Source organism: Williamsia muralis NBRC 105860 (assembly GCF_001598915.1).
In the GTDB taxonomy this organism is placed as follows: Bacteria; Actinomycetota; Actinomycetes; order Mycobacteriales; family Mycobacteriaceae; genus Williamsia; species Williamsia muralis.
This window is the reverse complement of record NZ_BDAP01000002.1, coordinates 328,334-340,868: the sequence shown is the minus strand read 5'-3', so window position 1 is coordinate 340,868 and position 12,535 is coordinate 328,334. Positions and strand designations below refer to the sequence as shown.

The 12,535-nt window shown below is 66.2% G+C and carries 12 protein-coding genes; 4 read left to right on the top strand and 8 right to left on the bottom strand.

Going from position 1 to position 12,535, the window contains the following annotated elements:
• Positions 1–43 precede the first annotated feature (43 nt).
• Genes WIMU1_RS08405 through WIMU1_RS08380 form a run of 6 tightly spaced genes read right to left on the bottom strand, consistent with a single transcriptional unit; the run spans position 44 to position 5,444 of the window.
• Positions 44–1,807, bottom strand: coding sequence for a sodium/solute symporter (locus WIMU1_RS08405; RefSeq protein ID WP_062796398.1), 1,764 nt, complete (start codon positions 1,805–1,807; stop codon positions 44–46).
• 9 nt (positions 1,808–1,816) lie between these two features.
• Positions 1,817–2,194, bottom strand: coding sequence for a DUF485 domain-containing protein (locus tag WIMU1_RS08400; protein ID WP_243404431.1), 378 nt, complete (start codon positions 2,192–2,194; stop codon positions 1,817–1,819).
• A complete protein-coding gene (locus tag WIMU1_RS08395; protein WP_245968893.1) occupies positions 2,191–3,024 on the bottom strand; it encodes a LytR/AlgR family response regulator transcription factor in 834 nt (277 codons plus the stop codon). Before WIMU1_RS08395 ends, WIMU1_RS08400 begins: the two co-directional genes overlap by 4 nt.
• 43 nt (positions 3,025–3,067) lie before the next feature.
• Entirely contained in the window at positions 3,068–4,270 is a 1,203-nt protein-coding gene (locus WIMU1_RS08390; RefSeq protein WP_062796396.1) for a sensor histidine kinase, read from the bottom strand.
• A gap of 27 nt (positions 4,271–4,297) precedes the next feature.
• Entirely contained in the window at positions 4,298–4,594 is a 297-nt protein-coding gene (locus WIMU1_RS08385; protein WP_023954574.1) for a hypothetical protein, read from the bottom strand.
• 10 nt (positions 4,595–4,604) lie between these two features.
• Positions 4,605–5,444, bottom strand: a complete 840-nt coding sequence (locus WIMU1_RS08380; protein ID WP_062796394.1) for a helix-turn-helix transcriptional regulator — start codon at positions 5,442–5,444, stop codon at positions 4,605–4,607.
• Positions 5,445–5,557: 113 nt separating this feature from the next.
• Between WIMU1_RS08380 and WIMU1_RS08375 the strand changes: the two genes are divergently transcribed.
• The 3 genes from WIMU1_RS08375 (at position 5,558) to WIMU1_RS08365 (ending at position 8,720) form a co-directional block, all read left to right on the top strand.
• Positions 5,558–6,559: an aldo/keto reductase gene (locus WIMU1_RS08375; RefSeq protein ID WP_062796392.1), complete on the top strand. Its 1,002-nt coding sequence runs from the start codon at positions 5,558–5,560 to the stop codon at positions 6,557–6,559.
• A 102-nt stretch (positions 6,560–6,661) separates the two neighbouring features.
• Entirely contained in the window at positions 6,662–7,111 is a 450-nt protein-coding gene (locus WIMU1_RS08370) for a nuclear transport factor 2 family protein (RefSeq protein ID WP_120802584.1), read from the top strand.
• Positions 7,112–7,235: 124 nt separating this feature from the next.
• Positions 7,236–8,720 carry a phospholipase D-like domain-containing protein gene (locus WIMU1_RS08365; RefSeq protein WP_062796390.1) on the top strand — a complete coding sequence of 495 codons (1,485 nt, stop codon included), beginning with the start codon at positions 7,236–7,238 and terminating at the stop codon, positions 8,718–8,720.
• A 25-nt stretch (positions 8,721–8,745) separates the two neighbouring features.
• Here the strand turns inward: WIMU1_RS08365 and WIMU1_RS08360 are convergent, their stop codons facing one another.
• Together WIMU1_RS08360 and WIMU1_RS08355 are read right to left on the bottom strand one after the other, a co-directional pair.
• Positions 8,746–9,936 carry an acyl-CoA dehydrogenase family protein gene (locus tag WIMU1_RS08360; protein WP_062796388.1) on the bottom strand — a complete coding sequence of 397 codons (1,191 nt, stop codon included), beginning with the start codon at positions 9,934–9,936 and terminating at the stop codon, positions 8,746–8,748.
• The gene (locus tag WIMU1_RS08355) at positions 9,933–11,165 is read right to left on the bottom strand and encodes a CoA transferase (protein ID WP_084248107.1); all 1,233 of its coding nucleotides are present in this window, start codon (positions 11,163–11,165) and stop codon (positions 9,933–9,935) included. Before WIMU1_RS08355 ends, WIMU1_RS08360 begins: the two co-directional genes overlap by 4 nt.
• Before the next feature lie 135 nt (positions 11,166–11,300).
• Here WIMU1_RS08355 and WIMU1_RS08350 point away from each other — a divergent pair, with 135 nt between their 5' ends.
• Positions 11,301–12,512: an acetyl-CoA C-acetyltransferase gene (locus WIMU1_RS08350; RefSeq protein ID WP_062797470.1), complete on the top strand. Its 1,212-nt coding sequence runs from the start codon at positions 11,301–11,303 to the stop codon at positions 12,510–12,512.
• Positions 12,513–12,535: the final 23 nt, after the last annotated feature.

Genomic DNA, 12,535 nt, shown 5'->3' with positions numbered 1-12,535 from the left:
CGAACTGTGCGATGAACGGTCGGTTGAGCGCGACGAACGGCACCTACTCCGGCCGCAGATTCGCCTCTCGGTCTTTGCCGACACCAAGGCGTTCGGGAGCATGGAGCCTGGTGAGCAGTCGGCCGACATCGGCTGGGATCTGGTGCGGGGTGAGCTTGCTGACCAGCACCATCGAAGCGAACGCGAGGGGCACACTCACCGCTGCGGGATAGCCGATGATCGTGGCGATCCAGCCTTCCTGCAGGACATCGGCGATGCCCGTGATCGAGGTGGCCAGCGCCGCACCCCCGGCGACCACCCCGCCGACGATCAGCCCCGCTGCGGCGCCTGCCGCCGTCAGGCCACGCCACCAGATACCGAGAACCAGCAGTGGACACAGGGTCGACGCGGCCACCGCGAACACCAGGCCCACCGTGCGCGACAGGTCGATCGACGTCACGGCCACCGCGAGGAACAACGGCACCAATCCGGCGAGCAGCGAGGCGATCCGGAAGTCCCGGACCCGGCCACGCAAGACATCGGTACTCAGCACGCCGGCCACACTCACCAGCAGCCCCGACGAGGTGGACAGGAACGCCGCGATCGCCCCCGCGGCCACCAGAGCGGCCAGGAGTTGTCCGCCCAGCCCGGACACCACCGATCCAGGAAGGAGCAGTACCGCGGCGTCGGATGCACCGGTGATCAGCAGTTGCGGCACCCACAGCCGAGCGAATGCGCCGAGCAGGGTGGGGAACAGATAGAACACCGCCAGCAGACCCACCACCGCCAATGAGGTTGCGCGGGCGGCCCGCCCATCGGGATTGGTGTAGAAGCGGACCAGGACATGCGGCAATCCCATGGTGCCGAGGAAGATGCCGATGATCAGTGAATACACCTGGTACATCGGGTGGTCGCCCCCGAATCCCCATCCGGGAGTGGCCCATTGATCGTGCGTGGCCGGCGCACCCGACACCACCGGTACGGCCGCACCCGGCGCCAGCACCAAAGACGTACCCGCACTGACGTCATGGTCGCCCGCGGTCAGCCTGATCGGGCCGCTCACCTCACCACCGTCGACCGTGCCGTCCGCGGTGACCCAGAGGTCGCTGTTGACCTGCACTACCACGTCGGTGGTGACGTCGACGGTGGTCTGTTCGGCGACGGTGGGAGGGGCCGCCGACCCCAATTCCTGGTCTTCTCCGTAGAAGTGGATCGCCAGCACGATCGCCGGTACCGCGATGGCCGTGAGTTTGAGCCAGTACTGAAATGCCTGGACGAAGGTGATCGACCGCATCCCGCCGCCGATCACGTTGGCGATCACGATGACCCCGACCAGCACTGCCCCCACCCACGGCGACGTACCCAGCAGGATGTTGAGGGTCAGTCCGGCGCCCTGGAGCTGAGGGACCATGTAGAGGATGCAGATCAACACCACCACGGCGGTGGCGAGCTTGCGCAACAGTGTTGACCCGAGCCGGAATTCGGCGAAGTCGGGGACGGTGTAGGCCCCTGATCGCCGCAGTGGTGCCGCGACGAACAACAGCAGTCCGACGTAGCCTGCGGTGAATCCGATCGGATACCACAGTGCGTCGGTTCCGTACTTCGCGATCAGGCCCGCCACACCCAGAAAGGATGCAGCCGAGAGGTATTCACCGGAGATCGCGGCGGCGTTCCAGTTCGGTCCGACACTGCGGGAGGCGACCAGGAAGTCAGAAGTGGTGCGGGCCAGCCGCACTCCGTACGTCCCGATCGCCACGGTCGCCACCGCCGCGACGATCAGCGCCAGCAGGGTCGCAGTCGGTACCGATTGTCCGGTGATGGTCTCCATGGCGGACGGTCAATCGTCGACCAGGTCGGCGAACTCTTGTTCGTTGCGGTCGGCGAGCCGGTTGTACATCCACGAGACCCCGAGCAACACCGGGTAGACGCCCACTCCCAGAACCAGCCAGGGCAGCCGGATCCCCCACACGGTCACCTCGGCCAGATCGGGAAAAACCGCCCACAGCAACGGGATCGCGCACAACATCGCCACGGTGAACCCGGCGAGCCGCAAAGCCAGTCCCAGCTGCGCCCGCATCAACCCGCGGATGAGGGCGTCACCGACCTCGGTCTGCTCTTGCACCTCCACCCGGGACCGGACCCGGCGGGCCCCGCGCCGCTTGGCGAGTACCACCCTCTCGCGGGGTCGCGGCTGACCCTCGGCGGGCGACGTCACGGCGCGTTCCGGGTCTGCCGGGGAATCCGGACCAGACGGTCCTTCAGCTCGCGGGTGTGCCGACGACTGACGGGCAGTTCGACCGGCCGCCCGTCCCGGACCGAACGCAGGCACACCACGGTCCCCGACCCCACCGTGCGGATGCCGGTGACCAGAGGCAAGGCCACGAGATAGGACCGGTGGACACGCAGGAATCCGGCGTCGCGCCAACGTTCCTCGAGAGTGGAGATGGGGATGCGGACCAGGTGCGAACCGGTGGCGGTGTGCAACCGGGTGTAGTCGCCGTCGGCCTCCACCCAGTTCACGGTCGACCGGGGCACCAGCGTGGTGGTCCCGCCCATCTCGACCGGGATCACCTCATCGGTGTCGCCGTCCGCCGCAGAGTCCGGCCGGGAAGCTGGGGTCGATGGCCCCCTTTGCTCCCTGTGCTCGAGCACCCGGCGGACGGACTCCGCCAGCCGCTGCGCGCGCAGTGGTTTGAGCAGATAGTCGACGGCCCCGAGGTCGAACGCCCGGACGGCGCGATCCTCGTGAGCGGTCACGAACACCACGGCCGGCGGGTGCGCGAACGCGGCCAGCACACCCGCGAGCTCCAGGCCGTCGAGTCCGGGCATGTTGATGTCGAGGAACACCGCGTCGATCGCTCCCGGCCGGTCCTTGATCAATCTCAGGGCAGTGGTCGCATCGCCTGCGGTCAGCACTTCCCCGACGGCCTCCTGGGCACGCAGGAGGTAGCTGAGCTCGTCGAGCGCGGGCCATTCGTCGTCCACGGCGAGCACGGTCAGCGCATGCCGGCCCGGTCGTCCTGAACTGTTCGGTGTCTGCGTCACAACGCATCCATCGTGCCACGCACACCGGTCCGCGCGGCTCTTCTCACGCGGAGATGCCCGGCCGGAATTTCGGCACCCTCATGCTCACCTTGGTTCCCGCTCCCGGCGCGGTCTCGACCACCAGACCGTAGTCGTTGCCGAATGCTGCCCGCAGCCTGTCGTCGACGTTCGCCAGACCCACGTGTGCGGACTCGGTCGCAGTCGCGGTGGCACCGGACACGATGGCGTCGAGATCACCCGATCGCAGTAGATCCGGGTCCATACCCACCCCGTTGTCCTCCACACTGATCACGCAGTCGGTGCCTTCGTCGGCGGCGACGATGATCACCGTGCCACCGTCGGGTTTGCTCGAGATACCGTGCCGTACAGCGTTTTCCACCAGCGGCTGCAGGGCAAGGAAGGGCAGCACCACGTTGAGCACCTCAGGGGCCACCTGGAGGCGGACCTGCAGTGCGCTGCCGAAACGAGCCCGCTCGAGGGTGAGGTAGCGATCGATGTTCCGGAGTTCGTCGGCGAGCACGGTGTATTCACCTGCCGACCGGAAGGAGTACCGGGTGAAGTCCGCGAACTCGAGGATCAGCTCGCGCGCCTGATCGGGATCGGTGCGCACGAAGGACGCGACCGTGTTCAGTGCGTTGTAGATGAAGTGTGGACTGATCTGTGCGCGCAGAGCCCGCACCTCGGCGCGGTCGAGCCGGGCCCGCGAGGCGTCGAGTTCGGCCAGTTCGATCTGGCTCCCCGCATATCGGGCGACCTCCGTGATCGCCGACAACATGCCCGGCCCCGGCTGGATGCGCGTCACCACTCCCATCACCCCCACCGATGCGGAATCCTCGAGCAGCAGCGGCTGCACGATGAGCGCGCGCACCCCGGGCTCGTCGAGGTCGGGGGCTTTGATGAGGATGCGGCGACCCTCGTCGGCGGCGCGCACCGCGGCCTGGGCAAAGGTGTCGGTCAGCGCTTCGTGTGGCCCCGTCCAGGCCAGGAGCGTTCCGTCCGCGTCGGCGAGACCGAGGGCATCCGCAGACGTCAGCTCCCGTAGATGCGGCGCTGCTTCGGCCGCCGAATCGGCGCCCAGGCCGCGGCGTAACGGGACAGCCGCGAGTGAAGCGGTGTGGAGTGTCGCGTGAACGACGCGTTCGGCGGGAGTGGTCAGCGTCGGCCGGGTGCGCACGCGCAGGGCCAGCACCGCCACCACGACGAGCAGGACGGCGATGACCGCGAGGGTGAGCGCGATGCCGGACATCAGCGGGTCATCACGCTCGCGACCCGACTAGCGGTCGCCGAGGGCGTATGCGGCAGCAGAGGTTGCCGCGGTGACGGTCAGCACCGACGGCCACGCGCCGATCTTCTTGGCGAGAGGATGGGAGGCCCCGAATGCGAACAGATAGCCACCGAGCAGCGGGGCCGCCACGGCAGGTCCCTTGGTCTGCCACCACTGGGCGGTGCTCCAGGCGCCGGCCGCGGCCAGGACGACCCCGCCGAGTTCGCGGCGTCCCGAGTACCTGGCGGCGGCGAAACCACCGATGAGTCCGGCAGCGACAACAGGTGCGGTGTAGGTGGAAGTCACACCAGCGACTCTAACTGCTGAGCGCTTGGGTTCCGATGACACCGAGAAGGTCCAGTCGTTCTCTGGCCTCGGTCCCCGGCTGGGGGAAGTAGACGAGCAGGTGCTGGTCTTCCTTCTGGGTCACGAGGGTCTCGCACAACAGCGCGATCTCCCCGACCTCCGGGTGGATGAACCGTTTGAGAGCACTGGTCCGGGTGGCCACGTGGTGTTCGGACCACAACGCCGCGAACTCATCGCTGGCTGTGTGAAGGGCGCCGACCAGTTCGGTGACGGTGGCGTCGTCGCCACGCTTGGCCGCGATCGCTCGCAGATCGCTGACGTGTTTGTGGCTCATCCGAGCCCAGTCCTCGGGATTGAAGCGTTCCCTCGTCGCGGGGTCGGTGAACCAGCGCCAGGTGTGGAAGCGGTCCAGACCCGTGACCGTCGACTGATCGCCGACGAGAAGCAGGTTCATCCGGTTTTGGGCCAGCGTCTCGCCGAGGTCGGAGATCGCGCACGCCGGGATGTCGTCGAGTTTGTCGAGGAGGTGCAGCAGACCCGGACCCACGTGGGAGTCGCCGCCGATACGCGGAGGCGGAGCATGCCCGCACAACAGGTAGAGATGGTCGCGTTCGTCATCGGTGAGCCGCAGCGCCCGCGCCATCGAGGCGACGATCTGCGTTGAAGGATGCGGCCCACGAGATTGCTCGAGCCGGGTGTAGTAGTCGGTGGACATCCCGGCCAGCACGGCGACCTCGTCGCGACGCAGGCCTGGCGTGCGGCGGCGCACACCCTCGGGCAACCCGACATCGCGCGGCACCAGGGCCGCGCGGCGCCGGCGCAGGAAATCGGCCAGCTCGGCGCGATCCATTCGTTGACTCACATCCACCACTGTGCCGTTCGCGCGCCATCTCAACCAGGGATCGGCGGTCCCCCGATGACCGGTCTCTGCCGCCGGGGCGGCAACCGGCCGAAGGTGAATGCATGAACATTCAACAGGTAACCCTTGGAAAAACTGGTCCCACGGTCTCGCGCATCGGCCTCGGTGCGATGGGCATGTCCGGCGTCTACGGACCCAGCGATGACGCCGAGTCGATCGCCACCATCCATGCCGCCATCGACGCCGGCGTCAACCTGATCGACACGGGCGACTTCTACGGCATGGGGCACAACGAGATGCTGATCGGCCGGGCACTGCGAGACCGTAGCCGCGACGACGTGCAGCTCAGCGTGAAGTTCGGCGCACTTCGCTCCCCCGACAACGGGTGGGGTGGCTTCGACGGACGACCGGAGGCGGTGAAGAACTTCCTCGCCTACACATTGACGCGCCTCGGGGTCGACCACATCGATATCTACCGCCCGGCCCGGCTCGATCCCGCGGTGCCGATCGAAGACACGGTGGGCGCCATCGCCGAGATGGTCCAGGCCGGATACGTGCGGCACATCGGGCTGTCGGAGGTGGGCAGTGAGACGCTCCGTCGCGCGGCAGCCGTGCATCCGATCGCCGATCTGCAGATCGAATACGCGCTCATATCCAGGGGCATCGAAGCCGACATCCTGCCGACCGCGCGCGAGCTCGGGATCGGGATCACGGCATACGGAGTGTTGTCGCGGGGCCTGCTCAGCGACAGCGTCTCGGTGGCGAGCACCTTCGCCGCCAACGACTTCCGTGCGCACAGCCCGCGGTTCCAAGGTGACAACCTCGCTAGAAACCTGACGCTGGTCGACACCTTAGGCACCATCGCAAAGGAACGTGGGGTGACGGTGGCGCAGCTGGCCATCGCGTGGGTGCTTGCCCAAGGCGACGACATCGTGCCGGTCATCGGGGCCCGGAAGGTGGTTCGGCTGCACGAAACCGTTGCGGCTCTCGACATCCATCTCACTGCCGACGAACTGGCCACCATCGAATCGGCGGTTCCGGCCGATGCGGTCGCCGGCGATCGTTATGCCGAGGCGCAGATGGCCATGCTCGACAGCGAGCGCTGATCTCGCGACCTCCCCGATCCATGCAGGGTTTGTGTTCGTCCGCAGGCACTGCAACGCCGGTATTCGTACACAAAGCCTGCATGGATCGCCTACTGTCCTGCCGTGGCCGAAAACGACGAGCGAGCGATCACCAACCTGATCGCGTCGTACGCCGAACTGGTGGACGCAGGTGATTTCGCCGGTGTCGGTGACCTGCTCGCGCATGCGTCGTTCGGTAGCGGAGAAGGGTCGTTGACCGGCGCCGACGCCATCGCGGAGATGTTCGGGAAGTCTGTGATCACCTACGACGACGGCACACCCCGCACCAAGCACGTCACGACCAACATCCACCTCGAGATCGACGGCGCGTCGGCGGCCGTGCGGTCATACTTCACGGTCCTTCAGGCGGTGACCGGGTTGTCGCTACAGCCGATCATCGCCGGACGGTACCGGGATCGCTTCACGAGAACGGCCGACGGCTGGCAGTTCGCCGAACGGGTGGTCACCATCGATTTGATCGGCGACGTCAGCGGGCATCTTCGCGGGACGCGACCCGCTCCCGTCACCGACTGAGCACCCTCACAACCCTGAGCACCCTCACCACCCTCGTACCGCTGGTCAGCGCCGCCGAATGGATGAGTCCAACAGGACCATGTACTTTTAGCATCGCTATTCATCGAAGAAGTCGAGGACATCAGTGACCGAAGACAGCCGAGTGCTGGTTCCCGGCGACACCTGCTGGCAGATCGCTCGAGCCGACCGCCTCGCCTGCATCATCGATGCCGCCGACTACTTCTTCTACGCCAAGTCGGCCATGCTCGAGGCACGCCATCGGATCATTCTGATCGGCTGGGACTTCGACACCCGCATCAAGCTCGAGCCGGGCGGCCAGACCCTCGAAGGGCCCAATCGTCTCGGCGATTTCCTCAAGTGGTTGCCGAAACACCGGCCCGGCCTCGACATCCATCTGCTGAAGTGGAATCTCGGCGCTCTGACCGCCATGACCCGGGGAATGGCCCCGATCTTCGTCGAGAACTGGCTGACCGACGAAAGCCTGCACTTCGAACTCGACGGCGCGCACCCCGTAGGGGCCGCGCATCACCAGAAGATCTTGGTGATCGATGACCAGCTCGCGTTCTGCGGCGGCATCGACATGACGGTCGACCGGTGGGACACCTCAGACCACAAAGACAGCAACGACTTCCGAACCAAACCCAGCGGAAAGTCCTACGGCCCATGGCATGACGCGACCACCGCGGTCGATGGGGACGCCGCGCGAGCGATCGGCGAGATGGCCCGCGACCGGTGGAAGGCCGCGACCGGGACAACGCTCGAGCAGATAGCCGGCGATTCCGAGGGTGACCAGTGGCCCAAGGGACTGGTCCCCACCCTGGAGTCGGTGGACGTGGCCGTCGCACGCACACTGCCGGAGATTCCGGGCCGCGACGAGGTGCGGGAGATCGAGGCGCTCTACCTGGCGGCCATCGCGAGTGCGCGGCGTTATCTCTACATCGAGAGCCAGTATCTGGCATCACGCACCATCGCCGAAGCGATGGCCGAGCGTCTCGGCGAGTCCGACGGACCCGAGATCATGGTGGTGCTGCCACGCAACGCCGAAGGCTGGCTCGGACAGCAGACCATGGACGGCGCCCGCCACCGACTGCTCAAGCTCCTGTGGAATGCGGACGTGCACAACCGTTTCCGTGCATTCCATCCCGTGACCACCGGGGGTGACGCGATCTACGTCCACGCCAAGATCCTCATCATGGACGACAGCGTGCTCCGGGTCGGCTCGTCCAACCTCAACAACCGCTCGCTCGGTTTCGACAGCGAATGCGACCTCGCCGTCGAGATCCGCGATGACGATGCCACCGCCGATGAGCACCGGGCAAGCATTCGGCACGTTCGCGATCGCCTCCTCGGCGAGCACCTCAACGTCGGAACCGAGGGCTTCATGGACGCGCTCACGAAGCACAATTCGCTGGTGGCCACCGTCGATGCGCTTCGCGGAGAAGGCAAGACGCTGGTGGAGTTCGACCGGGAGGCCATCGACGGCGAGGAGAACCCCCTCGCCGAGAACGAGCTGATGGATCCCGAGCAGGCACCGTCGTCGTTGTTCCAGCGCACGTACCGGGAACTCGCCCGCAGACGCTTGGCTCGGCGCCAATCCGCCCACCGCTGAACGGCTTACGCACCGAGAAGGCCATTCAGAGGGCGTACGTGCGCATCACACCCTTGCTGATTATGGTCTTCTGGATCTCACTGGTGCCTTCACCGATGAGCAGGAACGGCGCCTCTCGCATCAGACGCTCGATCTCGTACTCCTTCGAGTAACCGTATCCGCCGTGGATACGGAAACTGGCCTGGGTCACCTCGGAGCAGTACTCACTCGTCAGGTACTTGGCCATACCGGCCGCAACGTCGTTGCGTTCTCCCGAGTCCTTGAGCCGCGCAGCGTTGATCATCATCAGGTGCGCCGCCTCGACCTTGGTCGCCATCTCTGCCAGCGAGAACGCGATGGCTTGATGCTGCGCGATGGGCTTGCCGAACGTGCTGCGTTGCTGTGCATATCGCGCGGCGAGTTCAAACGCGCGTAAGGCGACACCGCATGCGCGGGCAGAGACGTTGACGCGACCGACCTCGATGCCGTCCATCATGTGCCGGAAACCCTGGCCGGGACTGCCACCGAGGACCATGTCCGACGAGATCCGGTAGTCGTCGAAGAAGAGCTCGGTGGTGTCGATGCCCCGATAGCCCATCTTCTCGATCTTCCCGGGGATCGTGAGTCCCGGCGCCACCTCGCCGAATCCCACGGGCTTTTCGACCAAGAACGTGGTGAGGTTCTCGTGCGCCTTCACCGACCCTTCGTCGGTGCGCACCAGAACCGCGACGAGGGTAGAACTCCCGCCGTTGGTGAGCCACATCTTCTGACCGTTGACGAGGTAGTCGTCGCCGTCGAGTGTGGCGCGGGTACGGATTGCGGCCACGTCCGATCCCAGCTCGGGCTCTGACATCGAAAAGGCGCCGCGCACTTGCCCTGTCGCCATCCGCGGCAGAAAGTGCGATTTCTGTTCGGCAGTGCCGTGCTGCCGGATCATGTACGCCACGATGAAGTGGGTGTTGAGCACACCCGACACACTCATCCATCCGCGCGCCAACTCCTCGACACACAGGGCGTAGGTCAGCAGCGACTCACCGAGTCCCCCGTACTCCTCGGGGATCATCAACCCGAAGAGTCCCATATCGCTCATCGTGTCGACCAGAGCCTGAGGGTAGGTGTCGGAGTGTTCGAGTTCCTGCGCGTTCGGGATCACGTCCTTTTCCACGAAATCGCGCACCGTGGAGAGGATCTCCCTCTGCACGTCGGTGAGGCCTGGGGTTTGCGCGAGTCGGGTCATTCGGTGTCCTTCGTGGTTGGTCGAGTGGTTGCGTGCACCACGCCGCGGTTGTGGAGGTCGGCGATCTGCGCGTCGGTGAGGTTCAGGTATGTCGCCAGCACGTGTGCCGTGTCGTCGCCGTTGGCCGGTGCGGGACGGGCGGGTGGATGTGCGCCCTCGAACGTCATCGGCGTGGTCGGTGCCAGATAGCTGCCGATGCGCGGCTGCTCGATCAGGCCGAACATGGGGTTATTCATCACCTTTGGGCCGCAGGCAACCTGCGCAAAGGTGCGGTAGCGCTCGTACACCACCGACGTGTCCGCCAGGGCTGCCTCCGCCTCGTCGGCGTTCCGTTCGGCGAACCACACCCCGAACAAACCGTCGAGTACCCGGCGATGGCGGTAGCGGTCGCCGTCCTTCGTGAAGTCCACGCGCAGTGCACTTTCCACCGCTCTGACCGCATCCGCAGTTCCGGTGACCTCGGCGAGGTCGCGGAAGTGCCGCGGCGTGATGGCAACCACCATGAGCCGCTCACCATCTGCTGTCGCGAAGTCACAACCGTAAGTGCCATAGATTCCGTTACCCACCCGCGGTCGATCATCGCCGCCGAGCTGCGCCTCGGCCAGGTATCCGAGATGCCCGGTGGTCGCCAGCGCGACATCTTCCAGCGGCAGCACCACCCGTGCACCCGCGCCGGTCTCCGATCGACGGATCACCGCCGCGGTCACCGACAGCGCCGCGTACAGGCCGCATGCCACATCCCATGCCGGCAGTACGTGGTTCACCGGTCCCGCCGTGGTCGATGGGCCGGTGACAAGCGGAAAACCCGTGGCGGCGTTGACCGTGTAGTCGAGGGCACCCGAACCGTCGGCGCGGCCGAGGACCTGAACGTGGATGAGATCAGGACGGATCGCGGCGAGGGAGTCGTAGTCGAGCCAATCTCGTCCGGCCGCATTCGTCACGAGCACACCGGCTTCGGTGATGAGATCACGGATCAGTGCGATCGCCTCGGGGTCGCGGAAGTCGACCGCGACAGATCGTTTGCCCTTGTTCAGATTCGCCCAGTAGATGGACTCGCCTTCGCCGGTGACCGGCCAACGGTGGTAGTCGGCAGCGCCGCCGATCGGGTCGACTCGGATGACTTCGGCGCCAAGTGCTTCCAGTGTCATCCCCGCGAGAGGGGCGGCGACGAAGCTCGACACCTCCACGATCCGCAGCCCCTTCAGTGGCGAGGTCGGCACGTCGGTCACCGCAGGCGGTCCACGGGATGCAGGCAAATGGTCATGGGAACACCCTGCCCGGCATCGGCCCGAAGGTCCATATGCACCGACCCACCATGTTTTCGGCCTTCAGCGTGCATGATGGATCCGCTGAGAGGAGCCGGTGTGCGCGATGTGCTGATCTGTGAACCGATTCGGACCCCGATCGGTCGGTATGGCGGAATGTTCACGTCGCTGACCGCCGTCGATCTCGGTGTTGCCGCCATGACCGGCCTGATCCATCGCACCGGCATCGCACCCGACCTGATCGAAGACGTGATCCTGGGCCACTGCAACGGCAACAGTGAAGCCCCTGCAATCGGCCGCGTGGTGGCCCTCGACGCCGGCCTACCGGTGACCGTGCCGGGAATGCACGTCGACCGCCGGTGCGGATCAGGTCTGCAGGCCGTCATCCAGGCTGCTTTCCAGGTGGGCAACGGCGACAACGAACTCGTGGTCGCCGGCGGCACCGAATCGATGAGCAACGCATCGTTCTACTCGGTCGACATGCGCTGGGGCGCCGCGCGAACGGGGGTCCAGATGCACGACAGCCTCGTCCGCGCCCGGTCCACGGCAGGTGGCAGGCACCACCCGGTGCCCGGCGGCATGATCGAAACTGCCGAGAACCTGCGCCGCAGGTACGGCATCAGCCGCATCGAACAGGACCAGCTCGCGGTGACTTCTCATGCACGCGCCGTGGCGGCACAGCAGGACGGCGTCCTTGCCGAAGAGATCATCCCGGTCGGTGTCTCGGTTCGCGGCGGCGAGAAGGTGATCGACACCGACGAACATCCACGTGCGGACGTGACCCTGGAGAAGCTCGGTGCATTGCGTCCGATCATGGCTGCTGACGACCCCGATGCCACCGTCACCGCAGGCAACGCCAGTGGACAGAACGATGCGGCTTCGCTCTGCGTGGTGACCACTGTTGAGACGGCGGCTGCGCTCGGCCTAGATCCGCTGGTCCGGCTGGTGTCCTGGGGAATCGCCGGCGTGGCGCCGGACGTGATGGGCATCGGTCCCGTCCCGGCGACAGAGAAGGCGCTGGCCAAGGCGGAATTGACGTTGTCGGACATCGATCTCATCGAACTCAACGAGGCTTTCGCGGCCCAGGCCCTCGCCGTGATGCGGGAGTGGGAGTTCGGTGCCGGTGACCTCGACCGCACCAACGTTCACGGTTCGGGGATCTCGCTCGGTCACCCGGTCGGCGCGACGGGCGGACGAATGCTGGCCTCCCTCGCCCGGGAGATGCGCCGCAGAGATGCGCGATACGGGCTCGAGACCATGTGTATCGGCGGCGGTCAGGGTTTGGCCGCGGTGTTCGAGATTGTTCGCTGAGGTCGCTCTGCACGACACCCGAG